The sequence below is a fragment of the Candidatus Palauibacter sp. genome, from assembly GCF_965208055.1.
Classification (GTDB): Bacteria; Gemmatimonadota; Gemmatimonadetes; order Palauibacterales; family Palauibacteraceae; genus Palauibacter.
The window spans coordinates 390,100-408,395 of sequence record NZ_CBDBNY010000004.1; the positions used below are offsets into that span (position 1 = coordinate 390,100).

Below are 18,296 nucleotides of genomic sequence, written 5' to 3' on the forward strand. Positions count from 1 at the left end.
ACCGAGCTGAAGGCATCGATCCACGAGTCTTCGGCTGAAACGGGATTGAGGAGGTCGGATGCAGCAGGCCGCGCGATGTCGCATCCTCTCGGTCCTGGTCCTCGCAGGGTTGGGGTGCCGGGACGCATCTCAAGAGACGGACCGGCTCGACCCCGGGGCCGATTCCGCGACCAGTTCGACGACCGATTCCGCAGGCGTGACGATCGTCCACATCTCGGATTTGCAGGATCTCGACCTTCCGGAACTGAACAGGCGGCTGCTCTACTCCACCTCGATCGACGTCGAGCTCTACCAGGTGGCGGGCGCCGTGTTCCTTCCGGATTCGTCACTCGCAGTCGGAAACAAGGGGTCGTCTCAGATCCTCGTCCTCGATCAGCAGGGGAACCTTCTGGAACGAAGAGGCCGCCGCGGAGAGGGGCCCGGAGAGTATGTCGACATTGCCTGGATCGGGGTCGACACGGACGGCACTCTCACCGTGTTCGACGATCGCGTGCGGCGAATCACCTTCCTGGACGCGCAGGGAAGCGCGGCAGGGATCCAGCGTGTCGTGGTGACGGAGGCTCTTGTCCCGTTGGTTGGCCTCCCTGGCGGAGAGTTTCTCGCCGTGGTCGAGACGCGTCCCTTCCGTCCCCTGGGGTTGCAGCGGGCCCCCCTCTTTCTCGTGGTGGTTGACGCTGCGGGCGCGGTTGTGGACACGCTGGGTCAGTGGGCTGGCAAGCAACGCTATGCGACGCCCGATCGGCTGATCCAGGTCGGGTTCGCCGCCACCGCGCTCTATGCGGGACGCGGCCCCTACTCGGTGATTGCCACGACGGATTCGCTCGACGTGACCCTGTACGAAGCATCGACGCCGCTGACCCGGATCCATGGTAACCATTCTTCACGCCCGGTCACTGCCCGGGAGAAGGAGGCCTGGACCGAACTCTTTCTCGACCTCTACCCGGAAGCGGTGCGTCCGGCTCAGCGCCGAACGCTGGAGCAGTCGACCGTGCGGGACACTTATCCTGCCTTCGGCGCGCTGAAGGTGGCTGCCGATGGGGCGATATGGCTCGGCGGCTACGCGGAACTCGACGATGTGGAGCGGAACTGGACGGTCCTTCGGCGCGACGGCGTCCCGCTCGGTCGCCTCAGCCTTCCCGTTTATCGTCCGGAGTTGCTGAAGGTCAGAGAGAGCGGAATCACGGGCTGGGCTCCAGTCGAGCTGGAGTCAACGATTCCCAGCGCCAGCCACGAGCTGCTCGACGTAACTGCGGACCGCATCGCCGTCCTCCGCACGAGCGAACTGGATGAAGAGTTCATCGAAGTGTACGCGATTGATCTGCCCCGGTAGCGGGGCCGCAATCCGGACCATGAGGTGCCTCAGCCGAACCTTTCATCGTATTCCCGGCATGCGGCAAGAAGGGATGCGGGGGCCGGCTCGCGCAACTCCCGCCGCCGGCACATTTCGGCCAGCTCGTTGACACATGGTTGGCAATCGCTAGCTCTGGCGAGCTTGGGATAGTTCTTCGCCCGTTCGTCCACGCTCTCCCCGCCGAGGTAGGCAATCCAGGTTTCGATGTTCCAGGTCGGTACGAAGATCGCCACCTTGTCTGCGGCAGACCTCGCCTCTACTCCCAGTTGCTTGCATGCCTCGCTCAATTGGCGCAGTCGCTCCTCAACACCGTATCTGTCTCCGTCAACGATAACGAGCAGGGTCCGGTCGACGTGGACGCTGCGGCCCGCAGCCAGCTCCCTCACGTAGGTATCCCGGACGAACGCGTCGGCAGCGCCGATGCCGCGGGATGACGACTCGATCCGAAGTTGGTGATTGTTCGTCACGAAACCCGAGCGCCTCAGGAACCTTCGCGCGAACACCTCATGCTGCTGGTCCTCGCACACCAGCACGTACTGCACTCTGCGCTGCGGCGTCACCGCTCCCAGCCTCGAGCCATCAATTGGGAGAGCTTCAGCGGACCGTCCCCCGTCGGCTTCTCCAAGCCCTCGGCCAGCGGCTCCACTCTGGCCGGACCGACTCCGTCGCGGTATAGCAGAATCCCTCGGTCCGCCCCCAGATAATCGATGGCCTCCGGGTGGTGCGAGCACAGTACGGCCTGCGGGAAAGCGCTTCCACAGGCGTCTGCGAGCGTGATCAACCACGGCTGGATTTCGCGGAGCCCGACATAGTTGAAGGGTTCATCGATCAGGAGAACCCGCCCTTGGCCGACCGTAAGGAACGTGAGGGCGTACAGAACGATCAGCGCCCGTTGGCCATCGGACAACTCCGAGAACCTGTACTCCCACGGTTCATCCGCCTCGCCAAATACCCCGACCAAGGCCCTCGTCTCGGCGCCGACCCTCTCCAGACGAAATCCCCGGAGGCCGTCCAGCACTTCCTTCATCGCTTGGACGTATTCCGCGTTGAGGTGTTGCCGCTCCTGCAGAAGGTGGCGATAAAACCGGACGAAGTTTGTTCCGTCCCGCGCCAGCGTTTGGTCCTCATCGTCCGCCTCGGCTGCGAACGCCGGAGGGTTGAGCCGGCAAACGACCGTGTCCCGCATGAATCTCAGAAACCGGGTGAGGCGTGCGTTCTTATCCATCTCCACCACGCGAGCCAGAGCAGATTCCGTCCAGTCGGCGAGGAACTCGGGACCCTCGGAATGATCGTCGCGGTAAAGCTGTACCTTCCCACGCTCGAAACGGAAAAGCGGGCCTCCATTCCCCGTAAGCGCCTCCAGATTTATCCGTGCGCGGCGTTCCACGGGGTCTTGCTCCACCTCCATGCGGTAGACGAACTCGTCTCCGTTCAGCTCTACGTCGGTCTCGAACACCTGAACGGCGCGATCCTGCCAGCGGGTCCGCGACGAAGGTGGGAAGATGTCTCTGTCGGTCACCCTCGACGTGCCCTCGAGCAACCTGCGCAAGGCGTAGAGCGCATCCAGCACGGACGTCTTACCCGCGCCGTTTCGCCCGACGAGAAGCGTCAGCTCATGAAGACGCAACTCGAAGTTGACGAAGCACTTGTAGTTATCAATGTAGATGCGCTTGATCATTTTCCGGATGCCTCATCTCACTCTGCGTGTCCTGGCTTCGGGAAGCTAACGCCGGTCCCACGGAGCCACCACCGAACGCAGGCACATCGCACGTCGTGTATCTTCGGTCCGTCTTTCAGGAATCCAGCCTCCGCCGCGGGAGCGTCACATCTCATGAGCAACGATACGATCCCACGGGGACCGATCGAACGGACGATCGAACTCGACGCCTCGCCCGCGCGCGCGTGGGTGGCGCTGGCCGACCCCGAGGGGCTGGCCTCGTGGTTCCCGGACCGGGTGGAGGGACTCGCGCCGGAAGAGGGGTCGACGGGCTGGCTCGTGTGGGACAAGCACGGGCGGTACGCGATCGCGATCGAGTGGATGGAGGCCGGGCGCCGGCTCGTGTGGCGCTGGGCCCGGAAGCCGGAGACCCCGCTCGACGGCGGCTACAACACGACGGTGCAGTGGACGCTCACCGAACGGGAGGGCGGCGGGACGATCCTGCGCCTGGTCGAGAGCGGCTTCCGGACCGAGAGCGACCGCCAGGACAACGTCGGCGGCTGGGAGCACGAACTCGGCGAACTCGCCGACCACCTCGCGACCGCCTGACCCGAAGCCGCCTGACGCGGTTCCTCCGGCCGTCTGCGGCTACGACTTCGGGATGTCCTTGCCGGGATCCACGAAGGGGCGGGGGACGACCGTCGCGTCGCGTTCTCCGTCGGGCGTGCCCACGCTCAACCGCGTGCCCAGCTCTCCGGAGGCGGCGGGCACGAGCGCGTAGCCGATGTTCCGCCCGAGACGCGGCGAGTGGACGGCGGAGGTCACGAAGCCGATCTCCGCTCCGTCCCGGCGCACCGGCCAGCGGTCCACGTTCAGGTCGAGCGGGGCGCCCGAGATTTCGATGCCGGCGAGGAGTCGCCGCGGACCCTCCTCGGCGATCCGAGCCAGCGCTTCGCGACCGATGAAGTCGCCCTCCTGATCGAAATCCACCTGCCAGCCGAGCCCGACCTCGTACGGGTTCGTGTCCAGCGTCATGTCGATGCCGTAGTTGAGGATGCCGGCTTCGATGCGGCGGATGTCCGACGGGCCCGTGGGTGAGATGCCCAGGTCGCGTCCCGCCTCCATCACGCGGTCCCAGAGTTCGACCCCCCGGCTTCCGTCCCTGAGGTAGATCTCGTAGCCGACTTCGCCGCTCCAGCCGGTGCGGGTCACGACCACCGGGATGCCGTCCAGGTCGGTCTCGAGGAACCAGTAGTAGCGCAGCCCGAGGACGTCCTCCCCGAACAGCCGGCGCACGACGTCCTTCGACTTCGGGCCCTGCACCTGCATCGGCGACACATCCGGCTCGCAGATGTCGACATCGAGGCCGGAGTTCAGCGCGATGCCCTTCGCGTACAGCAGCACATCGCTGTCCGCCAAGGCGAGCCAGAAGTGGTTCTCGGCCAGGCGCAGCAGCACGGGGTCGTTCACGATCCCGCCGTCCTCGGCGCCGATGAGGACGTATTTGCCCTGCCCGACGGCGCACGTCGACAGATCCCTCGGGGTGAGCAGGTTCGTGAACTCGAAGGCGTCCGGCCCCGTGATCTCGACCTGCCGCTCGACGCTCACGTCCCACACCGTGACGCCGGTCAGGAGCTTCTCGTACTCCGCGTGCAGGTCGTCGTAGCGGGTGGGGAGAAACATGTGGTTGTAGACCGTGTAGCTCCGGCATCCGTCGCGGAGGGTGGCCTCGAAGTAGGGCGAGCGGCGGAGCCGGGCCCCGCGCTGGATCAAGGCCATGTCGAAGGTCTCGGTCATGAGGTTTCCCCTCCGGGTCTACGGGTTGGGTCGGTGTCACGGGACGGAATCGGTTCCGGCGAATGCCGCAGCGTAAGGTGCGCGGATCATATGCGCCGACCCGAACGGACGGCCAGCCCGAGCGGAGTGGTCGTGAACTTCGGCCGCAGCTCCGCCGCTGCGGATTCCCGATGTCGAGGCCTTTCGGTCGACTACGACAACGAAATCGTTGGCAACGATCTTGTTGGAAAACCCTGTCGTCAGTCACCCCATGGGCTCTTGCTCGCGAACGACGCAGCCTGTACCCGGAAGTGATGGGTAGGCCAGCTCTTGCCGTCGGGACACACGATATGAATCGTCGCACGAACAACGTTGCCAGCGTGGACAACACCATCCCCCGTCCGGGGATGCTGGCCACCGTGCGGAACCGACGCGGCACAGTGACGTCGGTCTCCCCCTTCGACGGCGAGACGGGACGGCTACATCTCGTTCATCTCGAATACCGTGACGGCGGCTCGCCGTCCGACGAGCGTCTGCTGTGGGAACTCGAGCCGCGCAAGACCCTCCTTGAGCCGACCGCATTACCGGACGCTTCCCGCTCCGATCCCATGCCTCCGGCCGATTTCGACGCTCTGCTACGGGCCGCGCGATGGACCGCGCTGTCGCCGTACCTGGGTCTCGATGGCAAGGGTCGCGAGGAGGGTGAGGAGGTAGTCGCGAGCCCCTTCCACGGCGGCGTGCGCGTCGAGGACTTCCAGCTTGCCCCTCTCCTGCAGGCACTGCGGATGCCTCGCGTCAGCCTGCTCATTGCCGATGATGTAGGGCTGGGGAAGACGATCGAGGCGAGCCTGATCCTCACGGAACTCCTCCTCCGGCGTCGCATCCGGCGGGTCCTCGTGCTCACGCCCGCCACGCTGCGCGACCAATGGAGGGAGGAGTTGTGGGAGAAGTTCTCGCTGTCCTTTCAGGTGGTCGACCGCCAGACGACGGAAGACCTACGGCGTAATCTCGGCATCGACGCAAACCCATGGCGGTCGTTCAGCCGGATCATCGCCTCGTACCATTACCTGCGGCAGCCGGATGTGTGCGAGCAGTTTCTGTCGGCATGCGTGACGCCGGAAGGGACACCCCACCTGCCGTGGGATCTGTTGATCGTGGACGAGTGTCACAACCTCATGCCGGCGGCATTCGGGGAGGACAGCCAGCTTTGCCGTACGCTCGGTCTCGTGGCGCCCCGCTTCGAGCACCGCGTGTTTCTCTCGGCCACCCCTCACAACGGCCATACGCGTTCGTTTACGGGGCTGCTTGAAATGCTCGATCCCGTTCGCTTCACGCGCACGAGCCGTATGGGGCCCGCCATGCACCAGCGGGTCAATGATGTGTTCATTCGCAGGCTGAAGCGGGACATCAACGCCGGTGCCTCGGGGCCGCGCTTTTGCACTCGAAACCCGCCTCGCGCCCTGTCCCTCGCGACCAACCCGCGCGAAGCCGAACTGGCGGCCGCCTTTGACGCGTTTCGCGCCGCGGTCGGGCGGCTTGTCGCCGCCGGGACAAAGGGCCGCCGCCGTGCCGGCACGTTCGCCGTGGAGGTGCTGAATAAGCGGCTGCTCTCCTGCCCCGCCGCGTTCGCGGATTCCTGGCAGCGCACGATGCGGGGGATGTCCGAGGAAGCCGTCACGGATACCGATGTCGCGGTGGCGGAGCGCGTCGTGAGGCGCAGGACCGGAGACGACAGGGAAGCGCAACAGCGCCAAGCGACGGCGGCCGCCGTCGTCGGCGGCTGGCTGAGGAACTATCGAGACGATCTGGAGCACGAAATCCGGCGCATCCAACGCGCTGTTGAAGCCCTCGGATTCGACGACGACGAGCCACCGCCCACGGAACGGACGCCCACCGAAGACGCGCGCTTCGACAAGCTGGTGGAGTTGGTCGAGGAGTTGTTGAGGCGGGAGAGCGGATTCCGGGAAGACGAACGACTGATCATCTTCACGGAGTACAAGACGACGCTCGACTACTTGGCGAACCGGCTGCGGCGGCAGTATCGGGAGGACCGGGTGTTGACGCTGTTCGGAATGGGCGGTCCGGGCGGCATGGGCACGACCGAGCGCGACAGCGTCAAGGCCGCGTTCAACGATCCGGACGCAGATGTGCGCATCCTCGTCGCGACGGATGCTGCTTCGGAGGGCCTCAACCTCCACCGCACCGCCCGCTATCTTCTGCACTACGACTGCCCGTGGAATCCGTCCCGTCTGGAACAGCGGAACGGACGCCTCGACCGCTACGGGCAGGCCCGCGACGTCACGGTGCATCATTTCGACAGCGCCGCCGACGCCGACGTTCGCTTCCTCGGCCATGTGATCCGCAAGGCGGACGAAATCCGTGAGGATCTGGGTTCCGCAAACGAGGTCTTCGATCGCGCCGTCCGGCGCCGGCTCATCCGGGGGGAGGATTCGAGCCTTGTACAGAACGCTCTCGATTTGGGCATTGGCGCGGTACGAGACGACGGGCTGAGCGGGTTCGACGCATCGCTTGCCGTGCGCGACGGACATGAGCATCTGGTCGACCTGCCGGAAGCGCTGGCTGACGCCATCGAGCTGAGCGGCCCTGCGATGGCGGAGACGCTGGAGGCCGCGATGGCGTCGGGTCCGCCGCCGCAGCTTGAGCCCTGCGGGGAGCCCGAGCTGTACAGGCTTCGGCAGCCCGACCTTCCCGGGTGGCGGAACGTGATCGATCGCTCCGTGCGCAGACCTCCGGCAAGCCCGATGGGCGCGTTGGAACCCGTCCGCAAGCTCGCGTTCGGCCCGAGTCCGTTCATCGAGCGGCTCGGCGACTTCGATGTGTTCCAGACCCGACCGGACGCGCTCCTGCTGCACTTGGCGCACCCGATGATGAAGCGCGCCCTCGGCTCGCTCACCCGGCGGCGCTATCCGGGCGAGAGCGGTGTGTCGCGTTGGACGGTGCGGCGCGGTGGCGTGAAGCCCGGCGATGAAGCCCTCATCCTCCTCAGCTTCGAGGAACTCGGCGTGAACGAACTCCGGGAAACGTTTCACCGCTGGGTGGGGACCGTCGCCTTTCCGGTCCGGGACGGACGGATCGGGAGTCCGTCCCCGGCTGTGTCGCGAGCCTTGCTCGGGAACGGGTGCGCCACGAACGATTCCGGGGACCGGGACCTCGCGCGCGAGCTGCTCGGCGATGCGAGTTCGCTCCTGCGGAAGTGGCTGCTGAAGCACGAGAGCGACCTTACGCGGAGGCTGCGGATCCAGATGGAGGCCGATGAGGCGGCGGCCAGGAGCCGGGAGGACGAGCGTTACCGGAGTCAGGAGGGCGAGGTGTCGGCGCTGATCGAGCGCTCCACCGTCGAGCGGCTCACGCGCGAAATCGGCGACCTAAGGACCAAGCGCCAGCAGGTCCAGTTGTTCGAGGATGCGGCCGACCTCGAGAGGCTGGAGCAGTCGATCGAAGAGAAGCGGGAGGAAATCGAACGGCGTCGCACACATTACGAGGAAATCCGCGAGCAACTTCGCCGGGAACGGGTGCGTATCCTCGATCGTCTGCTCCCGGCGCGCTTCGCCTTGGCGGGCCAGGCGAAAGTGTTCCCCATTACGGTCGAGGTTCGCCTCGCCGAGCCGGTCGTTGACGGGAGCGGGACGAGATGAGCGCCGGGAGCGCCCAGGACCGTGAACCCATCCCCGGATGGAACGAACTCCGCCACGCCGGCTTGCTGCTGGACGGCCCACGCCTGCATTCCCTCGCCCATCTCGCACCGGGACGACTCGACGAACATGTCGAGGGGCGGCTCCGGCGGCGCGCCGCCGCCGTGCTGGCCGGTGTGGACGGTGATGCCGCGACCGTCGGCGTGTCCGAGTTCGTTTCTTTCGTCTTCGAGGAGGTCTGCGGCTTTTCCTCCGACTCCGGCGACTGGCTGCGCGGCAGCCGCATTCCCGCTTCCTGGGGCAGGCGCACGGTAACGGGCGACACCGTTAAGCCACGCCATGTGTGGACGGGCCCTCACGGAGTCTCGCTACCCATCTTCATCGATGATGCCGCTCGCATCGGCGTCGGCCGGGGACGACGCGCCGTGGGCCGTGTGCTGGGGTGGCTGCGGGCGGGCAGCGAGCACCTCGCGCTGGTGACCAACGGTCGGCAGTGGCGGCTGGTTTTCGCCGGCCTCGACTACGACGCCTCGTGCGAGTGGGACGCGGAACTCTGGTTCGAGGAGGGTGGGCTCGCCCCCCAGGTGACGGCGCTGAGGACGCTCCTGCGGCCGGAACTTTGGACGCCGGCGGAGGAAGGCGTCGCGCCGCAACTCCTCCAAGCCATCCGGGAGACCCGCAAGGGACAGGCCGACCTGTCGGAAGTGCTCGGCGAACGGCTGCGGGAGGCGGTGGAGATTCTGGTTCGGAGCCACGGGGAAGCTTTGAAGGAGCTTGCCGACGGCGACGATGGCGTCGCGCCCGCCGACATCTATCGTGCGGCCTGCCGGGTCGCCATGCGCGCCGTTGTCATCCTGTTCGCGGAATCGCGTGATCTACTCCCCCGAAGCAACACGGTCTACCACGAGGGCTACGGCCTGAACGGTCTCTTCGACCAGCTTGAACGGCGTGGGGCGCGCGGGGACGCAATGCGAGATGCCTTCGGCGCATGGCCCCGGGTACTGTCGCTCTTCCGGCTGGTGTCGGAGGGTTCGCACCACCCCGACCTGCCCGTGACCGCGTACGGCGGCGAGCTGTTCGCCCCGGGGCACGGCGACGCCCGGGACGGGGTTTCTCGCGCGCTACATGTGTTCGAAACCGCATGCTTCCGCGGCGATGTGCTCGCGGACCGCGATGTCTACGCCATGCTGCGCCTCCTCACTCGCACGAAGGCGAGGATCCGGCAGGGCCGCGGCGGCATGTGGGTGACCGTGCCGGTCGATTTCTCCGATCTCTCCTCCGAGTACATCGGCATCGTGTACGAGGGCTTGCTGGACTACGAACTGAAGACCGCGCCGGATGGAGATCCGGTCGTATTTCTGGCCGTCGGAGATCGTCCCGCGCTGCCTCTGTCCCGCTTGGAGGAGATGGATGACAGGGCGCTTCGCGACCTGTTCGAGAAACTCAGGAAGGGCGCTGCCGACGACGAGCCCGAGACGGACGAAGGGGAAGCCCTCCAGTCGGACGAGGCTCCGACGGTGGAGGACGTTTCGGACGAGACAGGGCCACCCGGAGACGATGCGGACATGCGCCGGAGCAACCGGACGCGCGCCGAGACGTGGGCACGGCGAGCGGCCGAAGTGGCCGGATTGGTCAGGAAGCCTCGCGGTCGGCTCACGCCGGAACGCCGGTTGGCCCATGAGCGCAAGGTCGGGGAGACAGCTCGCAAGTTGGTCCGCGAAGTCGTGCTGCCCGGCGAGTGGTACTTGGCCCGGTGGGGCGGGACCCGGAAGGGTTCCGGCAGCTTCTATACGCGCCCTGGACTGGCCGTGCCGATCGTCCACCGCGCGCTGCGGCCGCTGGCGTACGATGCACCCTCCGACTTGGCGCCCGAGGAAGCCAGGCATGCCCCTCCGGTCGAGTGGACTCCGAAGCTCCCCGAGGACATTCTCGCGCTCACGGTCTGCGATCCCGCGTGCGGGTCCGGCTCGTTCGTTTTGGCCGCCCTGCGGTTTCTCACCGGGGCCCTCTACGAATCGCTGCAGTTCCATGCGCGTATCGAGCGCGATGGCGAGCGGTCTCTCGTCCGGATATTGGGGATACGAGGCGGGGAAGGCGACGATCCCGAGCGCCTGAGCGACGAGCAGATCCCCTGTGCCCCCGATCACGAAGACTTCGAGCCGCGCCTGAAGGCCTGCCTGCGCCGCCATGTGGTCGAGCGCTGCCTCTATGCCGTGGACTTGGATCCGCTGGCCGTCGAGTTGTGCCGTATCTCGCTGTGGATCGAGACCATGGACCGCGAGCTGCCGTTCGGCTTCCTGGACCACAAGGTGAAGTGCGGCAACGCACTGATCGGTGCCTGGTTCGACCAGTTCCAGCATTACCCGGTGATGGCCTGGAAGAACCGGGAAGGGGGAGACAAGACCCACTCGAACGGTGTCCACTTCGAGAAGAACGCGCGGGGCAAGGCGATCAAAGCCTTCCACAGGGACCGCCTGACGCCCGACATGAACCGGTTCCTCGAAGGTGCGACCCTGTTTCAAGAGGATCAGCTGGAGAAGGCAGCGACCGTCCACGACGACGCGATCGAGGTGCTGGCCTACATGCACGACCTGCCGATTCACGATGCGTCGGAACGGGCGGATGTCTACCGCAAGGAACTGCTGGGCTCAACAGCATGGCGGTCTCTCAAGGAAGCGATGGACCTATGGTGCGCCTGCTGGTTCTGGCCTGCGGACGACATTGAGCACGCGCCGCTTCCAACAAGCTTCGCGGACCTGCCGCGGGAGACGCGGACGGTGGCGAAGGAGGTTGCCGCGCGGCACCGGTTCTTCCACTGGGAACTGGAGTTTCCAGACGTGTTCGACGAGGAGGGGGCCGGGTTCGATGCGATAGTGGGGAATCCTCCGTGGGACATCGCGAAGCCGGTCTCGATGGAGTTCTTCTCCAACATCGACCCACTCTACCGTTCATACGGTAAGCAGGAAGCGCTGCGGAAGCAGACGGAGTACTTCGGAGACGAGGCCGTCGAGCGGGGCTGGCTCGACTACTGCGCCGACTTCCGAGCCCAATCCAATTTTGTGGGCCGGGCTCGCAACCCGTTCGGCGATCCAGAGAAGACCGAAAAGAGCCAGAACAGGCTTTTTCTGGGGAAGGGCAACCTGGAGAAGCACCGACGCTGGCGAAATGCTCGGCGTGGCTCGACTGGTTTCGTCGATCCGAAGCACCCGTTTCGGCATCAAGGATCGGCGGACCTGAACCTCTACAAGCTCTTCCTCGAAGCTGCCCACGCGTTGGCCAGGAAGGGTGGCCGGATCGGATTCCTGGTTCCTTCGGGGCTCTATTCGGACAACGGCACCGGTGCTCTCAGGACCCTGTTTCTGGAGTCCTGCCGCTGGAAATGGCTGTTCGGCATCGAGAACCGGGCCAAGATCTTTCCCATCGATAGCCGCGCGAAGTTCAACCCCGTCATCATCGAGAAAGGCGGCACGACGGAGGCGATACAGACCGCCTTCATGCGCCGCAGCCTTGACGATTAGGAGCGCGCCGAGGATGTCGGCACGGCCTACACGCGCGCGCAGGTGGAGCGGTTCAGCCCCAAGAGCCGCGCCATCCTCGAAATCCAGTCCGCGCGCGATCTGGAGATCCTTGAGAAGATCTACGCGAACTCCGTGCTGCTCGGCGATGACGGGCCCGACGGGTGGGGTATCCGCTACGCCACCGAGTTCCACATGACCAACGACTCCAAGCTCTTCCCGCCGCGCCCCAAGTGGGAGGAGAAGGGCTACCGCCCGGACGAGTACAGCCGCTGGCTGAAAGGCGACTGGCGTCCCATCGAGGAGCTGTGGGCGGAACTGGGCATCGATCCCGACCGGCCCGAGCCCGCGGAGATCGAGCTGGATGACTGGCTCTTCGACACGAGCGCCGATCCCGAGCGGCGGGAGGCCGAAGCTCGGTTCGTGCATGGCCACCTCCTGAGGCCGGGTGATGTGGCGCGGACGGATTGGGCCGTTCGGTGCGCGCAACCGCCGTATGATCGGCTGCCGGTGCCGCGCGTGGCGATTCCGCCCGGCGTCATCCTCTCACGCGACGGGACGGAGTGGATAAGGGAAGAACCGGGCGTCGAGGATGTGGCCTTGCCGTTGTACGAAGGCCGCATGATCGGCCAGTTCGACTTCAGCGAGAAGGGATGGGTAAGCGGGACGGGTAGGAGCGCGGTGTGGCGGGAAATTCCGTGGGAAAAGAAGCAGATCGAGCCGCAGTACTTGATGGGAGCGGCGGATTACGGGGCAGAGGTTCCGCTTCCGTGGCGACCGAAGTTGGCACATATGCGAATCGGGTCCGCCACAAACGCGCGGACGGCAGTCGGATCTTTCCTCTGCGGAATGCCTGCCGGCGACACTGCTGCAACACTATTTGGTGCGGGCGTGGAGCGGTCTCTCGCCTTGGCCGCCGTATTCGGATCATTCTCCTTCGATTTCGTGACGCGGTGCCGGGTTTCGGGACTCCATATCGACTACCACGTAGTCGAGCAAAACCCGCTTTGCTCAAATCATCGAGAGATTGAGAATTTCGCAGGTATCTGGAGAGTGGCGGGAGCACTCTGTTTGACGGCTCGAGGGTTTTCTCCGGCCGCAATTGAACTGCTTGGAACCGGCGTCGCAGCAACGGCCACCGCGACGGCTTTCACAGTTTCGGAACGGCTTCGCCTATGCGCTGTCTTGGATGCCACGGTCGCTGTGCTATTCGGGTTGGACTACTCCGATCTCCAGAGAATCCTGACTTCCTGCGACCTGTCCTCAGAGGACATCGCAGCTGGCGGGCTGGATCCAAAGGGCTTCTGGCGGATTGACAGGAATCGAGATCCCGCACTCCGCCAGACGGTGCTCACGCTGGTCGCTTTCCACGACCTCGAGACAAGGATCGACGCCGCGAACGGCGACCGCGACAAGGGAATCGGAGCCTTCTTTGCCCAGAACAGCGGCGAAGGCTGGTTGCTTCCCGAAACCCTTCGCTTGGCCGATTACGGACTGGGCCATGACGACCGCGCCCAGCACCACCAGCCCGTCGCCAGCCGTCTCGGTCCACGATTCTACGATTGGCAGCTCGCCCAGAGCGCCGAGGAGGATCGACGAGAGTGCCACCTGCATGCGCGCAACCTTCTGGGGCGGGTCGAGTACGTTCAGCTGCTCGACCGGTTGGTCCGACACCGCAGACGGCACGGACAGGGGCACCACGACCTCCTCTTCAACGGTTTTACGCACGACTTGATCGGCGACACCTCGTCGATCGATGGCAAGGAGTTTGTTTACCCGGAGGCGGACCAGATTCTCGAGGAAGAAGGAGCGGCTCGGCGCGTCGCCGAAGGGGGGCCGGTGGACTCAACCGCGCCCTTCCGCAGGCCGGGTCAGACCGAGATGTTCCCAAGGCCTCAGACCGAGCTTCCCCTGTAGGAGACAGCACCGTGTTCGACACGCCCGACCAGATCCTCCGGCAGTTGCGAGCCGGGGAGGACAGCCGCGCCGAGTTCAAGGAAATCCGTTTCGGCGAACGAGGCGTGATCTCCCCGAACACGGAGGATTTCGCGGCGGAGATGGTGTCGTTCGCCAACGCGGAGGGCGGGACGATCTTCCTTGGCGTGGATGACGACGGGGACATCGTCGGCGTGCCTCGGGAGAAGTCGCAGCTCGTGGAGCAATGGGTGCTCAACGTGGCAACCCAGAACTGCGATCCGCCCCTCCGGCCGCAGGTCAGGCGGGAGGCCCTTCCGGTCCCGGGGGAGAACGGCATGTCCATCATCATCGTGACCGTGCCGCGGGGACTTTTTGCCCACTGTACCTCGGGCGGCCGCTATTATGCCCGCCTCGGCTCGACCAAGCGACGTCTCGCTCCCCCGGAGCTGGCCCGCCTTTTTCAGGAGCGTGGCCGAGGGTATGTGTTCGACGAGCAGCAGGTCTTCTCCGGCGCGGTGGAGGACTTGGACTGGAACCGGTTGGAGGCGTTCTTCGGCCGCTCGCCGAGAATTCCATGGCTTGACCTCCTACGGAACACGCGGGTGACCACCCGCGACGAAAGCGGCGTGGACCGGCCTACGGTTGCCGGGTTGCTCGCCTTCTCGTCGGATCCCGCCCGCCTGCTGCCATCCGCGTACATAGAGGCGGCTTGCTACGGCGGAACCCGGCTCTCATCCGATGACCTCGTGCATGCCGAGCGCCTCGCGGGCCCGGTTTCCGACCAGGTCGACGCGGGCATCGCCTTCGTCATGCACTTCATGAATGCCGGGCGCCCCGCCGAGGGCAAGGACGTGTACGACATCGATGTGGTGGACGAGGCCATCGTCAACGCCGTGGCCCACCGGGACTACTCGGTCTCCGGCTCGAAGATCCGCCTGTTCCTTTATGCCGACCGGCTGGAGCTGTACAGCCCCGGAAAGCTTCCCAACGGCCTGACGATCGAGGAGATGCCCTACCGCACCTTCACGCGCAACCAGCTTCTGGTCAGCTTCCTCTCGAAGATGCGCAGCAAGCGCACCGGCCAGGTCTTCCTGGAGTCACGAGGTGAGGGCGTGCGGAAGATCCTCGATGACGGCGAGGCCCACGCGGGCCGCCGCCCGGAATACGAGCTGTTCGGCAACGAGCTCCGCCTGACGATTTGGGCGCTGAGGCGGTAGCCGTGGGCACGACCGCCGTCAAGGCGAGAACGGTCACCGCTTGCGAAGGTCGACGCCGCAGCCGAGGCAGGGTCGAGGAAACGGGGCTTCGCGTGACGCCGAGATGTGGACGGGACGATTCCAGATCACCGGTTAGTATGATATGACAATCGGAGGCACGATGGCGTTACCGCAAATCAGCAAAGCCAGCCGCAACGAGTTTCGAGAGGTTCTCAGCGGCCATTTTGTTCTGCGAGATATCAGCGATATCTTCACGGGTGCCGGTTTCTCGGATGACGTCACTTGGGAGAAGTGGGGCAATCGTCGCAAACTCGCTGAAGATTATTTCGCAACCCTGAACCCGGCGAGGCAACGCGATATCGCCATGCTATTGGCGGCCGTCAATGAAACAGCGGTTCGGTTAACGGCAGACGGTATCCCTGAGGGCATTAGCGATTTCATCCGACTGATGAGGGAAGATGGCTACAGCTATGAGGATGGTACCTTCACGGCAGTGCAGCAGGAGGGGGCGGTAACGGAGGAGCTAATGATGTGGTCATTGTCTACCTACAATTTCATTTGCTACGGTAGTCCCGATGCTCTCGTGTTTCGGGACCATACGGGTTCCAGTACATTCCCGAGGGATCGGTTGTTCGAGTACACGAGTGAGGTGCTGAAGCTCCGGTATGAGACGGACGTGTCTTCGCTCGCCAAGCTGCCTGCTCTTATTGTCGCGGAGGCCATGCCTGACGGGAAACCCGAGACACCTGCTTTCCTTGCACAGATTGGCGATGTCCACATTGACGGTGACGATGTCCGGTTCCGGTTTCGACGGATCGAGACGGAGCAGTTCAGTTCTGAGGAGATATTTGAATCACGACGGTTCGACACAGGACGCTGGGAGCACTCACGGACGCACTGGGCGGTCAAGGAAGGCGATGTGCTTGAGGGGCTCTTTCTTTTTTTCGCTGATCGCGCGAGCGCGCAAGAAGCGCTGTTCCCGAGTATTGCAAAACCACGATTTGTTCGCCTCGACGATTGGCCTGCACCGGTCTTGGGACACGTCGCCGTCATGATGCCGTTCGATCGTGAGTATGACGTCGTCTATGACCGGATTCGGAAAGCTTGCGATATCCACAAACTTGACGCCGTACGAGTTGACGACATCTATGGGCCCAGTAGCATCATCGACGATGTTTTCAAGCTTATTGTGCAAAGCAGATTTGTGATCAGCGATCTGACTAACAAGAACCCAAATGTCTTATACGAGACTGGTATCGCCCACGCACGCAACAGCGAAGTCATAATGATCGTGCAGAATGATGCGGATATACCGTTTGATCTCCGGCACATTAGATATATCAAATATCTCCCCAATGATGAAGGATATAGTCAACTCGAAACGGATCTGGTGAAAGCGATCGCTGCGATTGTTGAATGATTGCAGTGGAGGCATAACCGGAGGTGGCGCGGAGATACTGTGGCGGTCGAGGAGGACCGGGAGACGAGGCGGTCGTTGTGGGTGGAGTTACGATATGGATGGCGAGGGTTGAGTCGTGCCGGCAGGCATGCGCAGCCGCTTGCCCTCGCTTTCAGCCTCGTCGGGATCCAGGAAGGCATGGCACGCTTCCAGCTCCCGTTGCGTCTCTCGAAGCGAGGTCCAGCCGACGGCAAGGGTCCAGCGCTGGGCGTAGTTGAGCATGTCGATCAGAGGCTGGGGCCGCCGGTCCGTCCGGGACAGCGCACGGAGTGCGGCGAGGTAGTTGTTTCGGTACGCGGTCGGGATGATGATCCGCTCTTCGCCGGCCGTCACGAGTTCCGCATTCATCATCACGCGGGCGACGCGTCCGTTTCCGTCCGCGAAGGGATGCACCTCGGCCACGAGGAACATCATGTAGACCGCCCGGGCAAAAGGCGACTCGAGGCTTCGATACAGGGAGAAACCTCGTTCCAGCGTCCCTGATACCAGATCGGGGAGGACGAAGTGGGTGCCGCCGGCCTTGTTCGCAGCGTCCTTGAACTCGCCGGGGCGCATTTCGGGACGCCCGGACATGATATGCCGGTGGCGGCTCCGCAGTAGATTGGTAAGCTCCGCTGGATCTCGCGGTGTGCGCGTCATCTCCTGTGGATCGGAGACGAGACGCCACGTTCCGACCACATCGCGAGCATCCGCGGGTCTGCGCTGTGGAATCTCGCCGTCGAAAACGATTCGCACGGCCTCGTCGACCAGGAACTCGGTGCCCTCGACGAAGTTCGAGAAGTATGCCTCGAAGAACGCCAGCGTGGCGCGGCCCTGCCCATCCCGGTGAGGTGCGGATCGTACGGTCGGAGGATGATCGCGGAGCGCCCGATGCAGCTTGTGAAACAATTCCATGCGGTCGGGATCGTAGGCGTTCCCCCGGCTGCGGGCCCGCGCAAGCGGAGAATCGAGTTCACTGCGGCGCGTGCCGAGGAGAGTGCCGATGAGAGCGTCGAGGCGGGCCGCCTCCTCCTCCAGACCGAGTTCGGCGGCCACGGCGCGGGCCTCGTCCCGCAGCTGCTTGACGGTCGGTTCGCCGGAGCGACGGATGAGGCGATCAAGTTCTTCCTCGATCTGAGCTTGGGGGAGCGTGCGCGGCACGCGGCCGCCCCGGGCCCGCGACGGGCGCAGGTTCTGCAGGTAGGCCCGGGTCCTCGAACTGAGGTATAGTCCTTCAACGAAGGGCATATCGGACGTGGTCGGCCCGGAACCGCGTCTCGGACGGAGTACGATGCCGGGTATCTCGATGGTCCTGCCGCGCTCGCTGATGAGGCATACCGAGCCATCGGACGCGGGGGCCGCCTCGAAGGCCGTGCGGTCGGCGACCAGAGCGCCCGGGAAATACCCGGCGACGATCGTCCACAGGTTGCGTCTCACAACATCCTCGGGCGCATCGTCCAGGTTCTTCGTGTAGAGGCGGGACGCGAGCTTGCGCAGCGTCCCGGCCTTCACGGCCCGCGACACTTCGCCGCTGATCGCCGTATGCGACACGAAGGCTTCGGGCAGTTCGTCCAGCGTGCGGTTCATCGAATTTTTCCGGGGATAACGACACGAGAATCGCGCAAAACGCAAATTATCTTAACATAAGAAGCCCGAAATGCGAAAAAAGTGCACTTATCCTTATCCGGGAGACTGATCCTACGTCACCCCTCGACCGAACACCCCACTTGAGCGAGCCCGGCCGGCGACGGTTTCACACGCCGGGAAGCGTT

General features: G+C 64.6%; 11 protein-coding genes. 7 read left to right on the forward strand and 4 right to left on the reverse strand.

Annotated elements, in window-relative coordinates; translation table 11 throughout:
* The first annotated feature begins 58 nt into the window (after positions 1-58).
* A complete protein-coding gene (locus ACOGXI_RS01985) occupies positions 59-1,330 on the forward strand; it encodes a 6-bladed beta-propeller (RefSeq protein WP_419937230.1) in 1,272 nt (423 codons plus the stop codon).
* 29 nt (positions 1,331-1,359) lie between these two features.
* On the opposite strand, the gene ACOGXI_RS01990 is transcribed toward ACOGXI_RS01985, so the two are convergent.
* Together ACOGXI_RS01990 and ACOGXI_RS01995 are read right to left on the reverse strand one after the other, a co-directional pair.
* Positions 1,360-1,911, reverse strand: coding sequence for a hypothetical protein (locus tag ACOGXI_RS01990; RefSeq protein ID WP_419937231.1), 552 nt, complete (start codon positions 1,909-1,911; stop codon positions 1,360-1,362).
* Positions 1,908-3,029, reverse strand: a complete 1,122-nt coding sequence (locus tag ACOGXI_RS01995; protein WP_419937232.1) for an AAA family ATPase — start codon at positions 3,027-3,029, stop codon at positions 1,908-1,910. The genes ACOGXI_RS01990 and ACOGXI_RS01995 overlap by 4 nt, the downstream gene beginning before the upstream one ends.
* A 153-nt stretch (positions 3,030-3,182) precedes the next feature.
* Here ACOGXI_RS01995 and ACOGXI_RS02000 point away from each other — a divergent pair, with 153 nt between their 5' ends.
* Entirely contained in the window at positions 3,183-3,617 is a 435-nt protein-coding gene (locus tag ACOGXI_RS02000) for an SRPBCC domain-containing protein (RefSeq protein WP_419937233.1), read from the forward strand.
* A 39-nt stretch (positions 3,618-3,656) separates the two neighbouring features.
* Here the strand turns inward: ACOGXI_RS02000 and ACOGXI_RS02005 are convergent, their stop codons facing one another.
* Positions 3,657-4,805: a glycine cleavage T C-terminal barrel domain-containing protein gene (locus ACOGXI_RS02005; RefSeq protein WP_419937234.1), complete on the reverse strand. Its 1,149-nt coding sequence runs from the start codon at positions 4,803-4,805 to the stop codon at positions 3,657-3,659.
* A gap of 329 nt (positions 4,806-5,134) precedes the next feature.
* Between ACOGXI_RS02005 and drmD the strand changes: the two genes are divergently transcribed.
* The 5 genes from drmD to ACOGXI_RS02030 all read left to right on the forward strand — a co-directional run bounded on the left by drmD (position 5,135) and on the right by ACOGXI_RS02030 (position 16,506).
* Positions 5,135-8,440 (forward strand): DISARM system SNF2-like helicase DrmD, encoded by a 3,306-nt coding sequence (gene drmD, locus ACOGXI_RS02010; RefSeq protein ID WP_419937235.1) that lies wholly within the window; start codon positions 5,135-5,137, stop codon positions 8,438-8,440.
* Positions 8,437-11,955 (forward strand): Eco57I restriction-modification methylase domain-containing protein, encoded by a 3,519-nt coding sequence (locus tag ACOGXI_RS02015; protein ID WP_419937236.1) that lies wholly within the window; start codon positions 8,437-8,439, stop codon positions 11,953-11,955. Before drmD ends, ACOGXI_RS02015 begins: the two co-directional genes overlap by 4 nt.
* A gap of 42 nt (positions 11,956-11,997) precedes the next feature.
* Positions 11,998-13,869, forward strand: a complete 1,872-nt coding sequence (locus tag ACOGXI_RS02020) for a hypothetical protein (RefSeq protein WP_419937237.1) — start codon at positions 11,998-12,000, stop codon at positions 13,867-13,869.
* A gap of 11 nt (positions 13,870-13,880) precedes the next feature.
* Positions 13,881-15,086, forward strand: a complete 1,206-nt coding sequence (locus tag ACOGXI_RS02025) for an ATP-binding protein (RefSeq protein ID WP_419937238.1) — start codon at positions 13,881-13,883, stop codon at positions 15,084-15,086.
* Between the two features lie 160 nt (positions 15,087-15,246).
* Positions 15,247-16,506, forward strand: coding sequence for a hypothetical protein (locus tag ACOGXI_RS02030; RefSeq protein WP_419937239.1), 1,260 nt, complete (start codon positions 15,247-15,249; stop codon positions 16,504-16,506).
* An 87-nt stretch (positions 16,507-16,593) separates the two neighbouring features.
* On the opposite strand, the gene ACOGXI_RS02035 is transcribed toward ACOGXI_RS02030, so the two are convergent.
* The gene (locus tag ACOGXI_RS02035) at positions 16,594-18,111 is read right to left on the reverse strand and encodes a Fic family protein (RefSeq protein WP_419937240.1); all 1,518 of its coding nucleotides are present in this window, start codon (positions 18,109-18,111) and stop codon (positions 16,594-16,596) included.
* Positions 18,112-18,296: the final 185 nt, after the last annotated feature.